21 protein-coding genes are annotated in these 20949 nt (G+C 70.8%); 6 read left to right on the top strand and 15 right to left on the bottom strand.

All coding sequences use genetic code 11. The features are described 5' to 3' along the window. Positions 1-18 precede the first annotated feature (18 nt). On the top strand, positions 19-357 hold the full coding sequence (locus EDD27_RS49355) for a YciI family protein (protein WP_127939633.1): 339 nt from the start codon (positions 19-21) through the stop codon (positions 355-357). Continuing rightward, a complete protein-coding gene (locus tag EDD27_RS49350; RefSeq protein WP_127939632.1) occupies positions 354-1622 on the top strand; it encodes an RNA polymerase sigma factor in 1269 nt (422 codons plus the stop codon). Before EDD27_RS49355 ends, EDD27_RS49350 begins: the two co-directional genes overlap by 4 nt. 69 nt (positions 1623-1691) lie before the next feature. On the opposite strand, the gene groL is transcribed toward EDD27_RS49350, so the two are convergent. The 3 genes from groL to EDD27_RS49335 all read right to left on the bottom strand — a co-directional run bounded on the left by groL (position 1692) and on the right by EDD27_RS49335 (position 4735). Then, a complete protein-coding gene (groL, locus tag EDD27_RS49345; protein WP_127939631.1) occupies positions 1692-3311 on the bottom strand; it encodes a chaperonin GroEL in 1620 nt (539 codons plus the stop codon). A gap of 72 nt (positions 3312-3383) precedes the next feature. Next, positions 3384-3695: a co-chaperone GroES gene (gene groES / locus EDD27_RS49340; protein WP_043623565.1), complete on the bottom strand. Its 312-nt coding sequence runs from the start codon at positions 3693-3695 to the stop codon at positions 3384-3386. A gap of 182 nt (positions 3696-3877) precedes the next feature. Then, complete coding sequence (locus EDD27_RS49335; protein WP_164904136.1) at positions 3878-4735, bottom strand: NAD-dependent epimerase/dehydratase family protein; 858 nt, start codon at positions 4733-4735, stop codon at positions 3878-3880. Positions 4736-4824: 89 nt separating this feature from the next. Here EDD27_RS49335 and EDD27_RS49330 point away from each other — a divergent pair, with 89 nt between their 5' ends. From EDD27_RS49330 to EDD27_RS49315, 4 genes are all read left to right on the top strand, one after another. Beyond that, the gene (locus EDD27_RS49330) at positions 4825-5325 is read left to right on the top strand and encodes a MarR family winged helix-turn-helix transcriptional regulator (RefSeq protein ID WP_127939629.1); all 501 of its coding nucleotides are present in this window, start codon (positions 4825-4827) and stop codon (positions 5323-5325) included. Positions 5326-5756: 431 nt separating this feature from the next. Next, complete coding sequence (locus EDD27_RS49325) at positions 5757-6914, top strand: THUMP-like domain-containing protein (RefSeq protein ID WP_127939628.1); 1158 nt, start codon at positions 5757-5759, stop codon at positions 6912-6914. Positions 6915-7172: 258 nt separating this feature from the next. Beyond that, entirely contained in the window at positions 7173-9113 is a 1941-nt protein-coding gene (locus EDD27_RS49320; protein ID WP_127939627.1) for an apolipoprotein A1/A4/E domain-containing protein, read from the top strand. An 83-nt stretch (positions 9114-9196) separates the two neighbouring features. After that, the gene (locus EDD27_RS49315; RefSeq protein WP_127939626.1) at positions 9197-9565 is read left to right on the top strand and encodes a hypothetical protein; all 369 of its coding nucleotides are present in this window, start codon (positions 9197-9199) and stop codon (positions 9563-9565) included. Positions 9566-9808: 243 nt separating this feature from the next. On the opposite strand, the gene tsaD is transcribed toward EDD27_RS49315, so the two are convergent. The 12 genes from tsaD to EDD27_RS49255 form a co-directional block, all read right to left on the bottom strand. After that, positions 9809-10840 (bottom strand): tRNA (adenosine(37)-N6)-threonylcarbamoyltransferase complex transferase subunit TsaD, encoded by a 1032-nt coding sequence (gene tsaD / locus EDD27_RS49310; protein WP_127939625.1) that lies wholly within the window; start codon positions 10838-10840, stop codon positions 9809-9811. Beyond that, the gene (gene rimI / locus EDD27_RS49305; protein WP_164904135.1) at positions 10833-11279 is read right to left on the bottom strand and encodes a ribosomal protein S18-alanine N-acetyltransferase; all 447 of its coding nucleotides are present in this window, start codon (positions 11277-11279) and stop codon (positions 10833-10835) included. Before rimI ends, tsaD begins: the two co-directional genes overlap by 8 nt. Further along, complete coding sequence (tsaB, locus tag EDD27_RS49300; protein ID WP_127939624.1) at positions 11276-11920, bottom strand: tRNA (adenosine(37)-N6)-threonylcarbamoyltransferase complex dimerization subunit type 1 TsaB; 645 nt, start codon at positions 11918-11920, stop codon at positions 11276-11278. The genes rimI and tsaB overlap by 4 nt, the downstream gene beginning before the upstream one ends. A gap of 44 nt (positions 11921-11964) precedes the next feature. Then, the gene (locus EDD27_RS49295; protein WP_127939623.1) at positions 11965-12888 is read right to left on the bottom strand and encodes an aminoglycoside phosphotransferase family protein; all 924 of its coding nucleotides are present in this window, start codon (positions 12886-12888) and stop codon (positions 11965-11967) included. Continuing rightward, positions 12885-13424, bottom strand: a complete 540-nt coding sequence (locus EDD27_RS49290; RefSeq protein ID WP_241564653.1) for a class F sortase — start codon at positions 13422-13424, stop codon at positions 12885-12887. Before EDD27_RS49290 ends, EDD27_RS49295 begins: the two co-directional genes overlap by 4 nt. Positions 13425-13428: 4 nt before the next feature. After that, the gene (locus EDD27_RS49285; protein ID WP_127939622.1) at positions 13429-14151 is read right to left on the bottom strand and encodes a hypothetical protein; all 723 of its coding nucleotides are present in this window, start codon (positions 14149-14151) and stop codon (positions 13429-13431) included. Positions 14152-14287: 136 nt separating this feature from the next. Beyond that, positions 14288-14722 carry a tRNA (adenosine(37)-N6)-threonylcarbamoyltransferase complex ATPase subunit type 1 TsaE gene (gene tsaE / locus EDD27_RS49280; protein WP_127941454.1) on the bottom strand — a complete coding sequence of 145 codons (435 nt, stop codon included), beginning with the start codon at positions 14720-14722 and terminating at the stop codon, positions 14288-14290. Positions 14723-14742: 20 nt separating this feature from the next. After that, a complete protein-coding gene (locus tag EDD27_RS49275; protein ID WP_127939621.1) occupies positions 14743-15795 on the bottom strand; it encodes an alpha/beta fold hydrolase in 1053 nt (350 codons plus the stop codon). A gap of 13 nt (positions 15796-15808) precedes the next feature. After that, complete coding sequence (alr, locus tag EDD27_RS49270) at positions 15809-16936, bottom strand: alanine racemase (protein ID WP_127939620.1); 1128 nt, start codon at positions 16934-16936, stop codon at positions 15809-15811. A 630-nt stretch (positions 16937-17566) separates the two neighbouring features. After that, a complete protein-coding gene (locus EDD27_RS49265) occupies positions 17567-19018 on the bottom strand; it encodes an NAD(P)H-hydrate dehydratase (RefSeq protein ID WP_127939619.1) in 1452 nt (483 codons plus the stop codon). Positions 19019-19027: 9 nt separating this feature from the next. Further along, positions 19028-19378 (bottom strand): holo-ACP synthase, encoded by a 351-nt coding sequence (locus EDD27_RS49260; protein WP_127939618.1) that lies wholly within the window; start codon positions 19376-19378, stop codon positions 19028-19030. A 103-nt stretch (positions 19379-19481) separates the two neighbouring features. Continuing rightward, positions 19482-20891: an alkaline phosphatase PhoX gene (locus EDD27_RS49255; RefSeq protein WP_127939617.1), complete on the bottom strand. Its 1410-nt coding sequence runs from the start codon at positions 20889-20891 to the stop codon at positions 19482-19484. Between the last annotated feature and the right edge of the window lie 58 nt (positions 20892-20949).

Genomic DNA, 20949 nt, shown 5'->3' with positions numbered 1-20949 from the left:
ACCGAACGGGAGAACCTCATGGCCCAGTACGCGATCCTCCTGTACGCACAGGCCCCCGCCGACGCCGACGATCTGACCCCGCAGGAGCGGGAGGCGCACCAGCGGCACGCCGACGAGCTGGGCGACGCCATGCTCACGGCGTTCGCGCTCCAGCCCAGCACCACCGCCACCTCCATCCGCGGCGACGCCGTCACGGACGGGCCTTTCGTCGATGCCAAGGAGGTCGTCGCGGGCTTCTGCGTGATCGAGGCTCCTGACCTGGACGCCGCTTTGGAAATGGCCCGCCGCAATCCCATCACCCAACTGGGCGGCGGCGTCGAGGTACGGCCCGTGGCGAGCGGGTTCGTCCGGGGATGACGGACGTCGAAGCCGCGGTCGTGGATGCGCACCGCCGCCGCTGGGCCCTGGTCCTGGCGTCGACGGCGCGCGTGGCCGGGGATCTCGACCTGGCCGAGGAGTGCGTGCAGGAGGCGTACGCCGCGGCCCTGACCAGCTGGGCGCGCGACGGCATCCCTGACAACCCGGCGGCCTGGCTCACCACCACGGCCAGGCGTCGCGCCATGGACGCGGTACGGCGGGAGAGGGTGTTCCGCTCCAAGCTGCCGCTGCTGATCGAGCCCGAGCCGGAGGAGCCGGCGGACGAGGGTGACATGGACGAACCCGAGGACGCGGTGCCGGACGAGCGGCTACGCCTGATCTTCATGTGCTGCCATCCGGCGCTGGCGCAAGAAGCACAGCTGGCGCTCACCCTCAGGCTGGTGTGCGGAGTGCCCACCGTGGACATCGCCCGCGCGTTCCTGGTGCCGGAGACGACGATGGCCGCCCGGCTGACCCGGGCGAAGAAGAAGATCTCGACTGCCAGGATCCCGTACCGGGTGCCGGGTGCGGCGGCGCTGCCGGACCGGCTACGCGGGGTGCTCGGTGTGATCCATCTGCTCTTCACCACCGGGTACACCGCGCCTTCGGGCACGTCGCTGATGCGTACGGACCTGATGGACCAGGCGCTGCACCTCGCCCGCATGCTGCGCGAGCTGATGCCCGACGAGCGGGAGGTGTGGGGGCTGCTGGCCCTCTTGCTGGTCACCGACGCCCGGCGGGCCACCAGGGTCGACTCCCGCGGGCGGTTGCTGCGGCTGGAGGATCAGGATCGGTCGCGATGGGACCGGGCGGCGATCGGCGAGGCGCACGACCTGATCGTGGGCGGCCTGCGTGGCGGGCGGCCGGGGCGCTACGTGCTGCAGGCCGCGATCGCGTCCCTGTACGCCGAGGCGCCGGCCTACGACCAGACGGACTGGCCGCAGATCGTGACCCTGTACGACGCGTTGCTGAAGGTGTGGCCGTCCCCGGTGGTGGCGCTGAACCGCACGGTGGCCCTGGCCCGCGTCTCCGGCCCGGCACGGGCGCTGGCGGACGTCGAGGAACTGGAGAAGGACGAACGGCTCGCCGGATACCAGTATCTTCCGGCGATCAAGGCGGACCTGCTGCGGCGCCTCGGCCGGGCGCGTGCGGCCTCGGCCGCCTACCGGCAGGCCATGGAGCTCGCCACGAACGAGGCTGAGCGGGTGTTCCTTGCCGAGCAGCTCTCGGATCTCGAGGAGGCGGATCAGGAGGCCGGGCGATGAGCCGACCTGGACGAGAACGCCGTACGGCCCGCACCCCAGGGGATGCGGGCCGTACGACGAACGAACGGGTCAGTGGCCGTGGCCGTGACCGTGGCCCTGGCCGGCGGCCGGGGCCTCCTCCTCGGGCTTGTCCACCACGAGCACCTCGGTGGTGAGCAGCATGCCCGCGATCGAGGCCGCGTTCTGCACGGCGGACCGCGTGACCTTCACCGGGTCGATGACGCCCTGGTCGAGCAGGTTGCCGTATTCGCCGGTCGCGGCGTTGAGGCCGTGACCAGGCTGCAGCTCGGCAATCTTGTGGGTGACCACGTAGCCCTCGAGACCGGCGTTCTCGGCGATCCAGCGGGCCGGCTCGACCAGCGCGCGGCGGACCACGCCGACACCCGTGGCCTCGTCGCCCGACAGACCGAGGTCGTCGAGGTCCTTGGAGACGTGGATGAGCGCGGAGCCACCGCCGGAGACGATGCCCTCCTCGATCGCGGCGCGCGTCGCGGAGATCGCGTCCTCGAGGCGGTGCTTCTTCTCCTTGAGCTCGACCTCGGTGGCGGCGCCGACACGCAGCACGCACACACCGCCGGCGAGCTTGGCCAGGCGCTCCTGCAGCTTCTCGCGGTCCCAGTCGGAGTCGGACTGCTCGATGGCGAGCCTGATCTCCTTGACGCGGTCCTCGATGGCCTGCGCGTCACCGGCGCCGTCCACGATCGTGGTGTTGTCCTTGGTCACCACGATGCGGCGGGCCTGGCCGAGCACCTCGAGACCGACGTGCTCGAGCTTGAGGCCGACCTCCTCGCTGACGACCTGGCCGCCGGTGAGGATGGCCATGTCCTGCAGCATCGCCTTGCGGCGGTCGCCGAAGCCCGGGGCCTTGACGCCCACGGAGGTGAACGTGCCGCGGATCTTGTTGGTGACCAGGACGGCCAGGGCCTCGCCCTCGACGTCCTCGGCGACCACGAGCAGCGGCTTCTTCGTCTGGGCGACCTTCTCCAGCAGCGGCAGGAAGTCCGCGATGGAGGAGATCTTGCTCTGGGTGAGCAGGATGTAGGCGTCCTCCAGGACGGACTCCATCCGCTCGGGGTCGGTCACCATGTAGGCCGACAGGTAGCCCTTGTCGAACTGCATGCCCTCGGTGAACTCGAGCTCCATGCCCATGGCGTTGGACTCTTCGACGGTGAGCACACCGTCCTTGCCCACCTTGTCGAACGCCTCGGCGATCAGGTCGCCGATCTGCGCGTCCTGCGCGGAGATCGTGGCGACGTTAGCGATCTCCTTCTTGTCCTCGACCGGCCGCGCGCTGGCGAGCAGCTTGTCGCTGATCTCCCTGGCGGCCTTGTCGATGCCGCGCTTGAGCGACAGCGGCGAGGCGCCGGCGGCGACGTTGCGCAGGCCCTCGCGGACCATGGCCTGGGCCAGGACGGTCGCGGTGGTGGTGCCGTCACCCGCGATGTCGTTGGTCTTGGTCGCCACTTCCTTGGCGAGCTGGGCGCCAAGGTTTTCGTAGCGCTCCTCCAGCTCGATCTCACGAGCGATGGTCACACCGTCGTTCGTGATCGTCGGCGCACCGAACTTCTTGTCGATGACGACATTGCGGCCACGCGGGCCGAGGGTTACCTTCACGGCGTCCGCGAGGGCGTTGACGCCGCGCTCAAGCGCGCGGCGGGCGTCCTCGTCGAACTCCAGGATCTTCGCCATTGCTGAAAGTCCTCTCCTAGCGTCGAAAGCCCCGGTCGCCCTGAAGAGCGCCCGGGGCTCGACACATCCGGCTTACTTCTCGATGATCGCGAGAACGTCGCGGGCGGAGAGCACGAGGTACTCCTCGCCGCCGTACTTGACCTCGGTGCCGCCGTACTTGCTGTAGAGGACGATGTCGCCCTCCGAGACGTCGAGCGGAATCCGCTTGTCGCCGTCCTCGTCCCAGTTGCCAGGGCCCACAGCGAGGACCTTGCCCTCCTGCGGCTTCTCCTTGGCGGTGTCCGGGATAACAAGGCCGGACGCGGTCGTCTGCTCGGCCTCAAGCGGCTGAACCACGATGCGGTCGCCGAGCGGCTTAACGGGAACCTTAGTGGCGGTCGTCACGATCGGACCTCCCCTTCAGATTTGAATGATCAGAAGAGGCGACCAGCGGGGCCTGCCGTCGCGGGTGTCAGACCTGCCTCGTCGCACGTTGGCACTCTCAAGGGGAGAGTGCCAACAGGAAACATATGCAAGAGGGGCTTGACAGTCAACACGAACGCGTCTGCTCAGAGCGATAAGGCCCCCTATTCGGCGTACGAACCCTCCGCGAGATCGGCGACGACGCCGGGACGGGCGGGGTTCCAGCCGAGGGCCTCGCGGGTGCGGGCGGCGCTGACCCGCTGGCTGATCGACAGCGCGTGCGCGAAGCCCTCCCCGAGCACGTCCGCGGCCTCCTCGAGCGGCCACGGCTCGGCCGTCTCCTTGACGCCGGCCGACCTGGCCGCCGCCTCGGCCACGGCAGTCATGGGCACGGCCTCCTCGCTGACGCCGTGGTAGACGGCCGCCTCGCCCTTCTCCACCGCGGTCACGATCAGCTCGGCCAGGTCGTCCACGTGCACGAACGTCCACGTCGGCGGCTCGCCACCGGCGTGGACGTACACGCCGGTCCCGCGCTGGGCGGCCTGGACGCGCAGGAGTGCCGGGATGCCGGCGCCGCGCCCGTACACGACGCCGGGCCGCACCACGGAGCCGCCACCGTCCAGCACCAGCCGCTCCACCTCGTGCCGGTACGCCACCAGCGGAATCGGCCGCGCCGGGCTGTCCTCGTCCGCGCCGTCGGTCTCGCCGAGCACCCACACGCCGCTCACATAGACGACCTTCTTGCCCGACCCGGCCAGGGCCGCGATGGTCGCCAGGTCGGTGCCGTATTCGCCGGTCAGATGACCCGCGTGCACGATCGCGTCGATGTCGGCGCTGATCGCGGCCTGCAGGGTCGAGGCGTCCGCCAGGTCCCCGTAGCGCTCCTCGGCCGCGGCAGGCACCCGCCTGGCTCCGCCGGCCGCCGGCCGCACGAACGCGACCACCTCATGCCCCCGCTCGACCAGGCGCTCCACCACGGCCGCCCCGATGTAACCCGTCCCGCCGGCAACCAGGACCTTCATTGTCCCACCCCAAAGATTTCGACATTGAACATTTCCATGCAGAACGTAACGCACGACGTCGAACATTTCAATGTCGTACGATTACCGACATGGACGACGTGGTGGACACGATGCTGGAGCAGTGGGCCTGCACCCGGCCCGACGTCGACGTGTCCCCCCTGGGCGTGATCGGCCGGGTGACGCGGGCGTCGCGACTGCTGGAGCGCGGGGTCAAGGAGTTCCTGGCCGAGCACGGGCTGGAGGCGTGGGAGTTCGACATGCTGACCACGCTGCTCAGGAGCGGCGACGACGCCACCATGTGCATGAAGGACGTGTCCGCGGCCGCCATGATCAGCCCTGGCGCGCTGACCAACCGGATGGACCGCCTGGTCGAACGCGAGCTGGTGGAACGCCGGCCGGCCCCGGGGAACCGGCGCATGACGCTGGTCACGCTGACGGACGAGGGGCGGCGGCTGGCCAACGACCTGCTGGAGCGGCACGCGGCCCACGAGGACCGCCTGCTGTCCGGCCTGTCCGCCACCGACCGCGACGCCCTGGCCGGCCTCCTCCGCAAGCTCCTCCTCTCCCTGGGCGACACCGCCCCCATGTGACGCGTCCCCACGCCTCCGTAGGGGCACCCGTGGAGGGCGCCTCCGGCCGCGCAGCGGTGGCGACGCACCGGCTGCGGCGACGACGGCCACCGCCCATCGCAGCGGGCGCACCGGCTGGTGTGGCGGTCGCGCCGGCCCAGCGCGGAAGCCGGACCGGCCAGAGCGGGCTCGGGTGCCGGGCTCGGATGCCGGGCACGGGTGCCGGGCACGGGTGCCGGGCACGGGTGCCGGGCACGGGTGCCGCGCTCGGAATGCACGGCGAGCGGGCTCGGGACCCGATGCACAGCAGGCGGGCCCAGGTGCCGGTCCGGGGCCGGACGGGCTCAGGTGCCTGGAACGGGGTGGGGCCGTCCGGGCAGGTGGTGTGGTGGGCTCGGCGGTGGCTCGGCGGTGGCTCGGCGGGGCTTGACGGGGCGATAACGTCGTGTGATGTGGACCTTGACGCGTTCAACGAGCTTCTGACGCCGCGCGGGCAACAAGCGCTCGCCGAGGCCGGGGAGCTTGCCGGCGCGGACCCGGTCGCCGCCGCCACGAAGCTGCGCAAATCGTATGACGCCCCGCTCACCTCGGCCGCCCTGACGCAGGCCGGCCTGCGGGCACGCGGCAAGGCCAAGTTCGGCGACGACGCCCGGCTGATGTACTTCACTCCCCACGGCCTGGAGCAGTCCACGCGCAAGGAGGTGGCCGAGCACCGCGCCGGCCGCCTGGCAGGAGCCGCCGTCATAGACGCCTGCTGCGGCATCGGCGGCGACTTCGTGGCCCTCGCCCGCGCCGGATGCACGGTGACGGCCGTGGACGTCGACCCTCTGACCGTCGCCGTGGCCAGGGCCAACGCCGAGGCGCTCGGGCTGGCCGACCGGGTGACGGTGACCGCGGGGGACGCGGCCGCCGTCCGTCCGGAGGACTACGACGTGCTGTTCGTCGATCCGGCACGGCGGACGAGCCGGGGAAGGACGTTCGACCCGCTGGCTTACTCGCCCCCCTGGCCCGTGGTGCTCGGCCTGGTCGCCAGGGCCGAGCGGGCCTGTCTCAAGGTCGCGCCGGGGATCCCGTACGAGTTCATCCCGGCGGAGGCCGAGGCCGAGTGGGTCTCGTACAAGGGCGAGGTCAAAGAGGCCGCCCTCTGGACCGGTGACGGGCCGACCCGCCGCGCCACGCTGCTGCCCGGCGGCCACACCATGACCGCCACCAACGTCAAGGCGCCGGTCGGCGCGATGGGGCGCTACATCTACGAACCCGATGGCGCCGCGATCCGGGCACATCTCGTGGGCGAGGTGGCCGAGTTGGTCGGCGGGCGCCTGCTCGATCCGCTCGTCGCGTACATCGCGGCCGACGAGCCGGTGGACACCCCGTGGGCCGCGAGATACGAAGTCAATGAGATTATGCCGTTCTCGCTGAAAAAGCTGCGTGCAGCACTCCGTGAACGACAAATCGGAAATGTCACCATCAAAAAGCGCGCCTCCGCACTCGACATCGAGCGCCTCCGGGCAGACCTGCGTCTCAATGGAGAAAAGTCCGCAGTAATCATCTTGACGCGGATCATGGCCAGGCCATATGCCCTCATCTGCGACACCTCGCCACCCGCCTGAACAGGGAAATCGGTCATTCTTCCGTTAATCGCGATCTTTCAATTCAGCCCTGACGGACCTTGATCGAGAGGCTAAGGTGGACGGGCGGGAGTTCTCCCCCTAATGCGGTTACCCGCGTTCTCGCTCTTTCATCTGCAAACCGGACCTACCCCACCGCTGCGCGGCAGACCGTCGGCGACGCGAAGGAGCCTTTCGGTGGACAATTCCAACCACACCACCCTTCTTCAGGCAGGAGGCCACTCCCCTATCTCCGAGAGGATGCGTGACCTGCTCCAGCGCGCCGCCCAAGACCACGTGTACGAGCAGCGCACGCAGGGCGCCGTGCTCGACGAGATCCGCCAGCGGCTCGAGGGCATGGAGTGGCTGCTGCGCGAAGTACGCGAGCGCGAGCTGGGCGGGCTGAGCGGCACCCTGGAGTCGGTCAACGGCCGGCTGGAGGACATCGCCGCCAGGCCGCCGATGTGGGCGGAGGGCCTGGCACAGCACGTGGAGGCGGTACGCGACCACGTCGACGCGGTCGGCGAGCGAGTGGGCCACGTGGACGCCCGCGTCGGGCCGGTCACGGAGCTGCCGAGCATCTGGGCCGACCTGGGCACCGTGGGCGAAAACGTGGACGAAGCGCTCAAACGCCTGCAGTCCGTGCTCAACACCACCGATGGCATCACCAAGGGCATGTCCGATTTCGCCACGATGCTGGCCAACCTCAATTCCAGCATGGAAGCCGCCGCCAGCCGATTCACCAGACTCGACAAGTCGGTGGCCGAGCTGGCCACCCGTACCGACCGGGTGGAGTCCGCGATCGGCGGCCTGTCCGAGGACGTCAACGAGCGCCTGGCCGGCGTGACCGAGCAGATGGCCGTCAAGGTCGACACGGTCGTGCAGCGCCTGACGACCCGCATGGAGGACACCAGCGAGCTCCTGACCGGGCGAATGGGCGAGATGGACCGGCGTCTCACGACCCGGCTCGACGAAACGGACCAGAGGCTCATCACCCGGCTCGACGAGGCCGACCAGAGCCTCACCATCAGGCTCGACGACACCCATCACCGCCTCACCGCCAAACTGGACGAGACCGACCACCGCCTCACGACCAAGCTCGACGAGGCCGACCAGCGGCTCACGGCTCGTCTGGAGGAGACCGACCGGCACCTGACCGCCCGGCTCGACGAGACGGACGAGCGCCTCGCGGTACGCCTCGACGCGGCGGACGAGCGCCTCGCCGTACGCCTCAAGGAGGCCGACGCGCAGCTCCACGACCGCCTGGCCGACGCCGAGCAGCGCCTCACCACCCGGCTCGACGAGACCGACCAGCACCTGGCCGTGCAGCTCGGCGAGAGCGAGCAGCGTCTGACGGCCAGGCTGGACGGCGTGGACGCCAGGCTCGACCGGGCCGAGGGCAGGCTGGTGGGCCTGGACACCAGGCTCACCGGGTTCGACGGCCGGCTGGAGTCCGCCGACGAATGCCTGGCCGACATCGACACCAGGCTCGACGGTCTCGACGGCAGGATGGGCGGCGTCGACAAGCGGCTCTCGGGCATGGACAGCCGGCTCGGCGCGGTGGACAAACGGCTGGGCACCATGGACGGCCACCTGGCCCGGCACGACGACCGTTTCGACGCGTTGGACGTACGCATGGACACTCGCTTCACCGCGCTCGACGAGCGAGTGGCCGCCACCGACCAGCGCCTGGGCGAGACCGCCACCCGCAACGAGGGCCGCTTCAACCGCCTCGACAGCCAGATGGACGCGATCGACGAGCGGCTGGTCGAGGCCGAGGAGCACCTGAGCGGCCGCTTTGACACGATCGACGGCCACCTGGGCGGGCTCGACACCCGCTTCAACGGCCTCGACACCCATATGGACGGCCTGGCCACCCGCGCCGAGCAGGCCGGCGCCCACCTGGAGGCGGTGGACGACCGGATCGAGGCCGTCAGCGAGCGCGTGAGCCGGCTGCCCGCGGCCCTGGGCATCTCGGAGCTCCAGTCGCAGACCGGCGAGCAGGCCGCGCGCCTGGCCGCGGCCGCCGACACGCTGACCGACCTCGTCAGGTCCCGCCCCGACCGCGACGAGCTGGCCGAGACCGTCACCGGCATCGTCGAGCCCGCGGCCACCGACCTCACCAAGCGCCTCAGCGCCTTGGAGGAGACGATGCTGGCACTGGCCGAGGCGCTGCTGCGACCCAGCAGGACCAAGGACTGAGTGTGGGGGAGGTCACAGCCGGAGCTGTCACGTCCGCCTGATCGAAAGCGTCCGTTGCTCGGAGGCGAAAGGAGAACGGACGCATGATCGTCACGATTGCGGTGGTGGTGGGAGCGGCCATGATGCTGGCCGCCGGTGTGTGGATGCGGATCGACCCGGCGAGCTTCGCGGAATGGGCCGGCTGGCCCAATCACGTCCATTTCCTGCACGACGCGGGCGTGTTCCAGATCGGCATCGGGCTGATGATGCTCGCCGCGTTGTGGTGGCGTGACGTGATCGCGGTCGTGCTGGCGGGCTTCCTGTTCACCAACACGTTCCACGCGATCAACCACCTCCAGGACCAGTCCATGGGCGGGCGGGCGTCCGACTGGTGGATTCTGGGCCTGTTCTCGCTGCTCGCAGGCGTGGCGCTGGTCTTGCGCCTGCGCGCGGTGCGGGGCAGGCCGGCCTGAGGCGCCATCACCCCGCCCGAGCCCAGCACACCGCGCCCGCCCGACACACCCGCGCCCATCACGTCCGCACCCAGCGCGCCAGGCAAGGGTGTGCCACGGTGAGGGCCACCGTGTGAAGGCCCGCCCGTGCGAGGACGTAGCGGGTGAGGGGGACCGCGGTGAGGGCGTGGCGGGTGAGGGGGACCGCGTGAGGGCGTGAGGAGACACACGTCCGATGTGGCGGCCCGTGAGGGGGTGCAGGCGTCAGACGTGGACCGTGGTGATCGGCAGGGAGGAGTCGGCGGGGATCTCCAGGCTCGAGGGTGTGACACCGGCTGTGACCAGGTTCGAGCCCAGGGCGGCGACCATGGCCCCGTTGTCGGTGCACAGGCCCGGACGGGGCACCCGCAGCCGCACCCCGGCCGCGTCGCACCGCTCCTGGGCCAGCGCCCGGAGCCGGGAGTTGGCCGCCACGCCGCCGCCGATCAGCAGGTCCGCCACGTCGTACTTCCGGCAGGCCTGCAGCGCCTTGCGGGTCAGCACGTCCACCACGGCCTCCTGGAAGGACGCGGCCACGTCGGCCACGTGGATGGACTCGCCCGCCCTCTCCCGCGCCTCGATCCAGCGTGCGACAGCCGTCTTGAGCCCGGAGAAGGAGAAGTCGAGCGTGCCGTCGTCGATCTTCCCGCGCGGGAAGGCGATCGCCGTGCCGGAGCCCTCTCGGGCGGCCCGGTCGATGTGCGGACCGCCGGGGAACGGCAGCCCGAGCACCCGCGCTACCTTGTCGAACGCCTCCCCCGCCGCATCGTCCACCGTCGAACCGAGCGAGATCACGTCCTGGGCCACGTCGGGCACGAGCAACAACGACGAGTGACCGCCGGAGACCAGCAGGGCGACGCACGGCTTGGGCAGCGGCCCGTGCTCCAGCTGATCGACGGCGACGTGCGCGGCCAAATGGTTGACGCCGTAGAGCGGCACGCCGAGGCCGAGCGCGTAGGACTTGGCCGCCGCGACCCCGACCAGCAGCGCGCCGGCGAGCCCAGGCCCTGCGGTGACGGCGATGGCGTCGATGTCGGAGAACTTCAGCCCGCCCGCGGCCAGCGCGGCCTCCACGGTCGGCGTCATCGCCTCCAGGTGGGCGCGGGAGGCGACCTCGGGCACCACGCCGCCGAACCTGGCGTGCTCGTCCATGCTGGAGGCGATGGTGTTGGCCAGCAGCGTGTGACCCCTGACGATGCCGATGCCGGTCTCGTCGCAGGACGTCTCGATGCCCAGGACCAGTGGTTCGTCAGCCATCCAGCTTCCTTCTCATCATGATCGCGTCGGTGCCGTCGTCGTAGTAGCGGCGGCGGGTGCCGATCTCCTCGAACCCGAAATGCCGGTAAACGGTCTGTGCGCGCGGGTTGTCGGCGCGTACTTCGAGGAACACCTCCCGCGCACCCCTGCGGTGCGCCTCGGCCAGCAGCTCGGTCAGCATCGCGCTGCCGATGCCGGTGCCCTGATGCTTCTCCAGCACCGCGATCGTCTGAACGTCGGCCTGGTCGGCCGCGGCGGCGAGCCCGGCGTAGCCCACGATCTCCTCGTCGACCAGCGCCACCACATAGTGGCGCGAACGCGGCATGTCGTCCAGCTCACCGCGCATCATGCCTTCGCTCCACGCGTCGAGCGGGAACGTGGCCCGCTCGATCGCCATGACCGCCGGCAGGTCGGCCGCGGTCATCGGCCTGAGCTTCATGCCGTCACCCTCTTGGGCGCCCCGGGCACCACGGCGTCGGGCCGGCGCAGGTAGATCGGGCGGGGCGGGCCGAGCGGGGTGCCGTCCGCGAGCCGCTCGGCCGCGAGTGCGGCCAGGGCCCCGGCGAAGGGGTAGAGGGGCGCGTCGCTCTGTCCGAGAACATCGCGATAAAGGTCCGCGCCCGCTCCCACCACCGGCAATCCCTCCACCGGCACCTGTGCGGGCCGGTCCACGAAGGGCCCGTCGAGTCTGGTGCGCATGTCCGCATAACGCGCCCAGAACACCTCTTTACGCCGCGCATCGGTGGCCACCAGGAACGGCTCCTCGAGCCCGCTGCCGTAGGCGACCGCGTCGAGCGTGCAGATGCCGTACGCGGGCACGCCCAGCGTGGTCGCGAGACCCTGCGCGGTCATCAGGCCGACGCGCAGCCCGGTGTAGGGGCCGGGGCCGCTGCCCGCCACGATGGCCGTCACGTCGCGCAGCGTGGCGCGCGCCTCGCTCAGCACCCGCTCGATGGTGGGCACGAGCAGCTCGCCGTGGCGCCGCGCGTCGATCGTCGTGGACTCGGCAAGCACCCGCTCACCGTTGTGGAGCGCGGCGGTGACGGCAGGCGTCGCGGTATCAAAGGCCAGGACCAGCACGACTGTTTAGCCTACCCGCAGGTCGGCTCTCACCCGGCCGTATCTCAGGACCAGCCGGTACGTCGCCGCAGCCAATCAAGCGCAATCACGCCGTGGGCTCGCTGGAACTCTCTGACCGTGGGGATCCCCGGTGGGTCCGGCTGCCGGGACTGCCGCACGAAAAAGCCGGTGAGTGCGGCGAGGACCGCCGTCACCGCCTGATCCGGGTCGGTGAACAGCTCATGCGGCGGCGGCCCGCCCTGCATGCCCACCGAGATCAGCATGCCCATCCGATCGAACCAGGGTGGCCCCAAGCAGGCCCATGGCCAGTCCACGATGTAGACCCGGTCGTCAGTGAGCAGGATGTTGTCCGCCCGCAGGTCGGCGTGGACCAGGCTGTCGCCCGCCGCGGCCGCGACCCACCCGGACTCCAGCTCGGCCAGCTCGGCTAGGTGGCGCAGGGCCCACGGGTCGAGCCCGTCGGGGTCCTCTTTCGTCAGCTTGCGCCAGCCGTCGAACTTCGGCCCGAAGACCTCCTCGATCCGCGGCGCGTCGATCGGCGAGGGCGTGAGCGCCGCCGACATGCTCTCGACCGCCTCCAGCACCCGATCGAGCTCATCGCGCCGCCACGGCAGCTCCGGATGACGGCCGCCCTCGATGTCCTCGAAGACCAGCACCACCCACCCCGCCAGCTCGAACCCGGTCAGCAGCCGGGGTGCGGGCACGGACGCGGGCAGAGCAGCGGCGATCTTGAGCTCAGACCGGTAGATCCCCGGTGTGTCGGGATTGGGCTCAGGACCGACGGCCTTGACGAAGGCACGCCTGCCCCCTTCGGTACGCAGCCGCACCGCGGCGGCCGGCGAGAACCCGCCTGGCTGCGTGCTCGCCTCGACCACACGCCCGCCCAGGAACTCTTCGACGGCCGCGCGCACCTCCGGGTGCACCTCATGCCAGGGCACCCGCGTACCGGCCGCAGGAGGATGGCTCACACCTGCGAAGCGTAGACGATGATGTTGTCCAGGTATTCGCCCTTGGCATAGTCGAACTTGCCGCCACAGGTCACCAGCCTGAGCCCCTCCTCGACGTACACGCGCCTGGTCGGGAACCTGTCCTTGTGCACCTGCTCGATCGAGTCCACCTTGTACGTCACGGTCTTGCCGTCGCTGCGCTCGACCTTCACGGTCTCGCCCTTGCGTAGCCGCCCGAGCTTGTAGAACACGGCCGGCGCCGTCTTGGTGTCCACGTGGCCGATGATCACTGAGGCGCCCTTCTCGCCGGGCACCGCACTGCCGGAGTACCACCCGGCCACCTTGGGCTTCTCGTACGGCGGCAGCTCGACGTCGCCGTTCTTCTCCAGGCCGAGCTTCATCAGCGGGGCTTCGACGTCGATGGAGGGGATGTCGATGCTCTCGGGTACGACGTTCGCGACAGACGTGGAGTCGGTCTGCTGCATGCCCCTGCCGAACGCGAACAGCAGCAGTCCCGTCACGGCCCCCGCGAGCACCACCCGTCCTGGGCGGGCCATCGTGTTACGCCCGGTTACGCCGCTTGACCGCGAAGGCGATGCCACCGGCCAGCGCCAGGGCGATCAGCACGCCCGCGGGGCCGAGCGGGATCGAGGACTCGTCGCTGACGTCCTGGGCGTACGTGCCGCCGCCGCCGGCCCTGGGCGCCTTGGTCGGCACGTTGGTCGGCAACGCCTCGCCCGCGACGACCCGGAGCGTGGCCGTGCCCATGTCGTTGGTGCCGTCGCACTTGACGTTGACGGTGTACGAGCCGCGCCTGACCGTCCCCCCGACCTCCGCCGAGCCGCGTACCCAGGGCGAGCCGTTGGCGGCGCCGGTCGGCGCGGGGGAGCTCGAGCCCGCAGGAACCGGGTTGAGCGTGGCGCCGCTGACGAACGCCCGCGAGGTGGCGGTGCCGGTGTGCGCGGGGCCGCCGCTCGGGAGAGGGCAGTTGGCCAGGATCCACACCGTGGAGGTCTGGCCGGCCGTGACCCGGTCGGGGTTGAGCTGGACCTGGATGGTGGGTCGTGTGATGGTCGGCCGTGGGCCGGCCGTCGTGGGGGTGGCGGTCGGGGTGCCGCTTGGACTGGTGGTGGCGGTGCCGGTGGCTGTTGGGGTCGGTGTGCCTGATGGTGTGGTTTCTGCCGAAGCCGTGCAGCCGGTCAGACCGACCATGACGATGGCTCCCGCGTACGCGACTCGCCTGACCCTGAGCACCGGCCGCACCCCACTTTGCCGTCTTGCCACCAGCATCCACCCGAATCGTGGATGTCGCCCCTCCTGATACCCAGAAAATCTGGGGAATCCCTAGCCAATGATCATGATTTACATCATTGGCCCGGTACGTCAAGGGTGCCAGCTTTGCCGGGGATTGATCGCGATTTTAATCTTCCAGCCGATCAAACGGCGTGTCGGCCCACCGCGCGCCCACGGCGCGCAACGTCACGATCCTGGCCTCGTCGCCGGCCTCGCGATCGATGTGGACCTCCAGCCGGTCCTCGGACAGGCCCTCGACCAGGCCTTCGCCCCACTCGACGACCGTGACGGAGTCCTCCAGCGAGGCGTCCAGGTCCAGGTCGTCCACCTCCAGGTCGCCGCCCAGCCGGTAGGCGTCGGCGTGGACCAGCGGCGGGCCCTGGCGCAGGGACGGGTGCACCCTGGCGATCACGAATGTGGGCGAGGTGATGGGGCCGCGTACCTTGAGTCCTTCGGCGAGGCCCTGCACGAGCGTGGTCTTGCCGGCACCGAGCGGCCCGGACAACACGACCAGGTCGCCGGCGCGCAGGAACGCGGCCAGGCGGGCGCCGTACGCGCGCATGTCCTCGGCGGTCGCGGCCCTCACTCGCCCTCCACTCTCTTGACCAGGTCGCGCAGCGCGTCGTTGACGACGCCGGGACGTTCGAGCTGGATCAGATGGGAGGTGTCGGGCACCTCCGTCAGCTGAGCCTTGGGCAGCGCGGCGGCGATGGCCTTGCTGTGGTCGGGCGGGGTCAGCCAGTCCCGATCGCCGACCATGATCGCGGTCGGGACCGGGTCGAGCACGTGCAGCGCGGACAGCTTGTCGTGGTTCATCAGCGCCGGGTAGAAGTCGGCGAACACCTCGGTCGGCGTCGCCCTGATCATCGACTCGGCGAAGTCGACGACCGTGGGGCTGATGTTCCTGGAGTCCCCGAAGCCCATGTAGCGGGTGATCAGGAAGGCGATGTCGCTGCCCACGCTGCGGGTCCTGTCGACCAGCGAGCCCCGCTTGCCCAGCATCGACACGGTGGAGGGCGCGACCTTGTGCACGACCTTGGAGAACATCGCCGGCAGGCCCAGCGTCAGCTCGGCCAACTTGCCCGCCGAGGTGGCGATGAGCGACACGGCGCGGATCTTGTCGCCGAACAGCTCCGGGTGGTGGTCGGCGAGCGCCATGATCGTCATGCCGCCCATCGAGTGGCCGACCAGCACGCACGGCCCCGGCACGAACTCCTCGATCACCTCAGCCAGGTCCGCGCCCAGCCGGTCGATCATGCTGTCGTCGGCGTCGGCGCGCTGGGAGCGGCCGTGCGAGCGCTGGTCCCACAGGACGATGCGGTAGTTCTCGCGAAGGTCCTTGCGCTGGTAGTGCCAGGACTCCAGGTTGAGGCAGTAGCCGTGGCAGAAGACGATGGTCAGCGGCGCGTCCTCGGGGCCGTCGATCTCGACGTGCAGCGCCACCCCATCAGAGGTGATGAGCGTGCGCTCCCTGCCCCGCAGCTCACCGAACGGCTCATTCGCCTCGGTATCGGGGCGCAGCCTGATCCGGCCGACCGCGTAGCGCTTGGCCAGCGCCGCCGCCGCGACACCGGCGGACGCCGCGCCGACGAGCGCGCCGGCGATTCCTACCTTGCGCCGTGTTGTCGTCGTCATCTCCCCGATCCTTCTATGCCCGACCCTCGTAAACCCGCGGCACTCGCGAGCCGATCCTGGTCACGATTTCATGCGTGATCGTGCCGAGCGTATCCGCCCACTCCTGAGCAGTGGGCTCGCCCCCGTCACCAGGGCCGAACAGCACGACCTCGTCACCCGCCGCCAGCGGATCATCACCCATGTCGATCATGAACTGGTCCATGCAGACCCGGCCGGCGATCTGCCTGCGGCGGCCGCCCGCCAGGACCTCGGCCCTGCCCGTTGCGTGCCTGAGTATGCCGTCGGCGTAGCCGAGCGGGACGAGCCCCAGCGTGGTCTCGCGATCGGTGGTGTAGAGGTGGGCGTACGACACCCCAGAGCCCTCGGGGACACGCTTGACCAGTCCGACCTGGGCGGTGAGCGTCATGGCCGGCCGGAGGCCGAAGTCGCCCAGCTCGGGGATCGGGCTCAGGCCGTACATCGCGATGCCGGGCCTGACCAGGTCGTAGCGGGCGTCCGGGAGCGTCATGGTGGCGGCCGAGTTGGAGATGTGCCTGATCACGTGCGAGCCGCTCGCCCCTGCCTGCTCCGCGAGCTTGAGCGCGGACTTGAACGCCTCCAACTGCTGCTCGATCGACGGATGGCCGGGAATGTCGGCGCAGGCGAAGTGCGACCAGAGTCCGACGATCTCGATGACGCCCTCGGCCCGCAGCTCCATGGCCTTGGCCAGCACCCCTGGCCAGGCGGCGAGCGGGGAGCCGCCTCGGCTCATGCCGGTGTCGGCCTCCAGGTGCATCTTGGCGGTGCGTCCCGTACGCCGCACGGCGGCGGCGATCTCGTCGAGCAGCCGCTCGTCGGCGGCCGACAATTCGATGTCCTGCGCCAGCGCCTCGTCGAGCGGCTCGTCCGGCGTGATGAGCCAGGCCAGGATCGGCGCTGTCACACCGCCCGCGCGCAGCTCGAGCGCCTCCCTGACGAACGCGGTGCCGAGCCGGCTCACGCCTGCCTCCAGCACCGTCGCGGCACACGGCACGAGGCCGTGCCCGTAGGCGTCGGCCTTGACGGCGCCCATCAGCTCGGCGCCGCCCGCCTGGTCCTTGAGCAGGGCCACGTTGTGCCTGATCGCCGTCAGGTCCACCCGCGCCTGCGCAGGTGTGGCCATCGAGGAGTACATCCTTCTAGTGTGGCAGCTCAGACGTGTGGTCGAGCGCGATTCTCACCGCCCCATCCCCACACCGCAACTTTCGCCACCCACCCCGCCCCACCCCACCACACACGCCGATCCGTCCGCACCGCACCGGATCTCGCCCCCACACGCACCGTACCCCGCCACACAACGCACCCCGTCTCGCCGCCGCAGGCGGGCGCACGCCGCTGCCGCGCCGCACCTCGCCTGCCGCCATCCACGCCGATCTCCACCGAAGGCGCAACAGGGCCGCACGCCCCCGGCGCCACAGGCGCAGCCGGACCGCAGAGGCAGCCGGACCGCAGAGGCAGCCGGACCGCAGGGGCAGCCGGACCGCAGAGGCAGCCGGACCGCAGGGGCAGCCGGGCCGCAGGTTCGCGGCGACGCAGGCGTGGCCCGCGGCGTGCTGCCGCTCGGCATTCACCGCGGAGCGCGGCCTCCGTCCGTGTGCCCCTCTTGCATCGGTCCTGACGCCGACAGGCGGCCCGGTGCGGCGGCGGCTGCGCAGGCGAGGCGCGTGGGCGAGGGCACGCCGTGGGCCCCCGCCAGGAGTTTCACCGCGCAGGCCGGTCCGGAGCGGCGCGTCGGCCGTGGAGCGTGCGGCCGTCAGCCGTTGTCGCCGCTCACCGCGCGGATGGCCGCGGGGATCGCCGTGGCCACGTCGGCCGCCGCGAGTGGTGCGCCGTCGGCGGCCATACGGCCGGCCAGCCCGTGCAGGTACGCCGCGCACGCTGCGGCGTCGTAGCAGCTGAGCCCCTGAGCGAGCAGCGAACCCGCCACTCCGGACAACACGTCGCCGGTGCCGCCCGTGGCCAGCCAGGACGTGCCGGTGCCGTTGACGCGGGCCGGCCTGGAGTCCTCGGCGATCACCGTGGTCGATCCCTTGAGCAGCACGGTCACGCCCAGTTCGGCCGCCGCCCGGCGGGTGTACTCCAGCCTGGCGGCCTCGATGTCGTCACGGTCCACCCGGATCAGCCTGGCCAACTCCCCGGCGTGCGGCGTGATCAGCACCGGCGCGCTGCGGAACAGCAGCGAACGTTCCCGGGCCACCAGCGTCAGCGCGTCGGCGTCGATCAGCACAGGCACATGGGATTCGAGCACCCTGGCCGCCAGCTCGTGCGCCCAGTCGTCGGTGCCGAGCCCCGGACCGAGCACCCAGGCCTGCACCCGCCCGACGTCGTCGATCGAGGGCCGCTCCAGTTGGGTGATCACCGCCTCCGGCCAGTGCGCGCGCACCTGGGCCACGGGGGCGGCCGGCCCGGCGTACCGCACCATGCCCGCCCCGGCTCGCAGCGCCCCGCCCACGGCGAGCACGGCGGCGCCGGTGTACAGATCGCTTCCTGCCGCGACGCCCAGCACGCCCCTGCGGTATTTGTCCGACTCCTTGCCCGGGCGCGGCAGCAGGACGTCCACGTCGCTGTCGGTCAGCGCGGCGACGTCGGGGTCGGGCAGGTAGGACCCGAGCCCGATGTCCACCAGCTCCACGATCCCGGCGCAGGCGGCGCCGGGATCGAGCAGCAATCCCGTCTTGTAGGCGCCCATGGTGACGGTCACCCGGGCGCGCACGGCCGTCCCCTGCACCTGCCCGGTGCTCGCGTCCACGCCGCTCGGCACGTCCACCGCGACGATGGGGGCGGCGGCCGCGTTCGCCTCCTGGACGAGCTCCTGGTACGGCTCACGCAACGCCCCCGTCGCCCCGATCCCGACGAGCCCGTCGACGATCAGGTCGGCCCGGTCGAGAGCCGTCCGGTCGACCACCCGCCCGCCGGCCTCCCGGAGCGCCGCCAGACCCTCCTGGTGCGTCTTGGACCCGGCCAGGATGGCGCCCACCCACGCTCCACGCCTGGCCAGGCGCTCGCCGGCGTAGAGCGCGTCACCGCCGTTGTCGCCGCTGCCGACGAGGAGCACGACACGTTTGCCGTACACACTGCCGAGCAGGTCGGCGCAGACGGCGGCGAGCCCGGCGGCGGCCCGCTGCATGAGCGTGCCGGGCGGCAGCTTCGCCATGAGCACGTGCTCGGCGGCCCGGATCTGGTCGGCGGTGTAGGCGGTGCGCATGATCCGAAGCTATCCCTCCGCGATCACATAGGCCACGGCCACGCCCCCGTCGTGGCTGAGCGACAGGTGCCAGCGCTTGACCCCCAGGTCGTAGGCGACCTCGGCGACCTTGCCGGTGACCCGCAGCTCCGGCTTGCCCAATTCGTCGCAGCGCACCTCCGCCTCCAGGTGCCCCAGCCCCTTGGGCGCGCCGAGCGCCTTGGCCACGGCTTCCTTGGCGGCGAACCTGGCGGCCAGCGAATGCACCGGGAGCGGCCGCTCCACGTCGGTGAACAGCCGCTCACGCAGCCGCGGCGTACGTTCGAGCGCCGCCTCGAAGCGGGCGATGTCCACGACGTCCACGCCGATACCCAGGATCACCGTCTTAGGTTACGCCGGCAAGAAACCTGATCATTGGCCTGCCGCCCTACCGCCGTGCCCGGTCAGGACCGTAGCGGCAGTCCATCTGGCAGGTTTCTCATCGTCAAAAGAGACCGCGCTCCCACGGGCCCCAGATCGCGATGGACCTGCCCTGCTTGGCCTGGACATTGACGTACAGCGTGTGGCCGCCGGGCCCGAAGGTGGAGCCCGCGAACTCGGCGCCGGGGTCGTCGGGGATCGGCTTCAGGCGGCAGAAGTCGAAGATCTGCCCCGAACGGGTGAGCCCGCGCAGGTAGTTGTCGCCCTCGCCGTCCTCGCACAACACCAGCGTGCCGCGCCTGCTGACCGTCACATTGTCGGGCAGGTCGAGCGCAGACGCGCGCGGCGACTCGTAGACGAGCTTGAGCCGGCCGCTCCACGTCTCATACGCCCATACCTGCCCCCGGCCCTTGCCGAACCCCGACGGCGGCGGGTCGGCGGGATCGGTGTCCCCGCCCTGCGTGGAGACGAAGTACACGGTTCCCTGGTGGAAGACCGCGCCCTCCAGCCTGGAGAAGATCGCCGCTCCCTTGGCCCGGCCCTGCCGGCCGACGGCCTGCACGACCTCGTCGTTGGACGGTTTGCCGCGGAAGTCGGGGTCGGGGTCGTCGATGTCCACCCACTCGGTGGCGTACGCGGCCCCGGGCTCCTGGCCGAGCGACAGGTCCTTGCGCTTGGCGCCTTTGACGGCAAGCATCTGCAGCCGGCCACCGTCGAGCAACTTCCCGGCCAGGACCGGGTGCTTCGGCGGCAGGTACCGATAGAAACCGGACGGGAAGCCGAAATTGTCCTCGGTGAGGTAGATCGCGCCCGAGGACGGGTCGAACGCCGCCGATTCGTGCGGGAAGCGCCCCGCCGACCTGATCGGCCTCGCCGTGGCCACGCGACCGACCGGGACCTCGAAGATGTAGCCGTGCTTCTCGGTCAGCCTGGAGTTGTCGCCGCCGGAGAAGTCGTCGGCGACATCGGGGCCGTTGACCGTCTCCTCGCAGCTCACCCAGGCGCGCCACGGCATGGGGCCGCCCGAGCAGTTCATCATCGTGCCGTTGAGCGACGGGCCGCTCTTGATCACTTCGCCGTAGCGGGTGACGCGCAACGTCGACGTGCCGCCGCCGGCCATCGGGTCGTAGGCCCGCTCCTTGTCGCCGAACGCGCCGACGGAGCCGTTGACCTCGTGGTTGCGGATCAGGATCGTGCTGCCGCCCGGACCGGAGAACGCCGCCATGCCGTCGTGCCGGCCCGGCACGGTGGACCCGTCACTGAACTTCTCACCCGCAGTGCTGAACGAGCGGTATTTGAACCCCTCCGGCAGGTACAGCCGCACCTTTCCGTCACGCAGGTCGCGCACGGGGCGCAGCGACCCGTACCCGCTGGGCGCCGCCTTCGCGCCACCTTGCGCACCGGCGCACGCGACCCCGGCGAAGGGCCCGGCGATGCCGGCGACCACATTCGAGATGAAGCGTCGACGATCCACAACCCGCGAGAGTATCCCTTTCCCCGAACTGAGTCTCGGTAATCCCACCACTTTATCC

The organism is Nonomuraea polychroma (genome assembly GCF_004011505.1).
In the GTDB taxonomy this organism is placed as follows: domain Bacteria; phylum Actinomycetota; class Actinomycetes; order Streptosporangiales; family Streptosporangiaceae; genus Nonomuraea; species Nonomuraea polychroma.
Note: the sequence above shows the minus strand (reverse complement) of the source record. Positions and strands in the feature narration are given on the sequence as shown.

Excerpts from the sequence above, each read along its gene's own strand:
- EDD27_RS49290 (WP_241564653.1), bottom strand. The coding sequence starts at position 13,424 with ATGGCCCGCCCAGGACGGGTGGTGCTCGCGGGGGCCGTGACGGGACTG.
- EDD27_RS49320 (WP_127939627.1), top strand. The coding sequence starts at position 7,173 with ATGCGTGACCTGCTCCAGCGCGCCGCCCAAGACCACGTGTACGAGCAG.
- EDD27_RS49315 (WP_127939626.1), top strand. The coding sequence starts at position 9,197 with ATGATCGTCACGATTGCGGTGGTGGTGGGAGCGGCCATGATGCTGGCC.
- groL (WP_127939631.1), bottom strand. The coding sequence starts at position 3,311 with ATGGCGAAGATCCTGGAGTTCGACGAGGACGCCCGCCGCGCGCTTGAG.
- EDD27_RS49265 (WP_127939619.1), bottom strand. The coding sequence starts at position 19,018 with ATGCGCACCGCCTACACCGCCGACCAGATCCGGGCCGCCGAGCACGTG.
- EDD27_RS49355 (WP_127939633.1), top strand. The coding sequence starts at position 19 with ATGGCCCAGTACGCGATCCTCCTGTACGCACAGGCCCCCGCCGACGCC.
- alr (WP_127939620.1), bottom strand. The coding sequence starts at position 16,936 with ATGGCCACACCTGCGCAGGCGCGGGTGGACCTGACGGCGATCAGGCAC.
- EDD27_RS49335 (WP_164904136.1), bottom strand. The coding sequence starts at position 4,735 with ATGAAGGTCCTGGTTGCCGGCGGGACGGGTTACATCGGGGCGGCCGTG.
- tsaE (WP_127941454.1), bottom strand. The coding sequence starts at position 14,722 with ATGCGCGCGTACGGCGCCCGCCTGGCCGCGTTCCTGCGCGCCGGCGAC.
- EDD27_RS49350 (WP_127939632.1), top strand. The coding sequence starts at position 354 with ATGACGGACGTCGAAGCCGCGGTCGTGGATGCGCACCGCCGCCGCTGG.
- EDD27_RS49275 (WP_127939621.1), bottom strand. The coding sequence starts at position 15,795 with ATGACGACGACAACACGGCGCAAGGTAGGAATCGCCGGCGCGCTCGTC.
- tsaD (WP_127939625.1), bottom strand. The coding sequence starts at position 10,840 with ATGGCTGACGAACCACTGGTCCTGGGCATCGAGACGTCCTGCGACGAG.
- EDD27_RS49330 (WP_127939629.1), top strand. The coding sequence starts at position 4,825 with ATGGACGACGTGGTGGACACGATGCTGGAGCAGTGGGCCTGCACCCGG.
- rimI (WP_164904135.1), bottom strand. The coding sequence starts at position 11,279 with ATGAAGCTCAGGCCGATGACCGCGGCCGACCTGCCGGCGGTCATGGCG.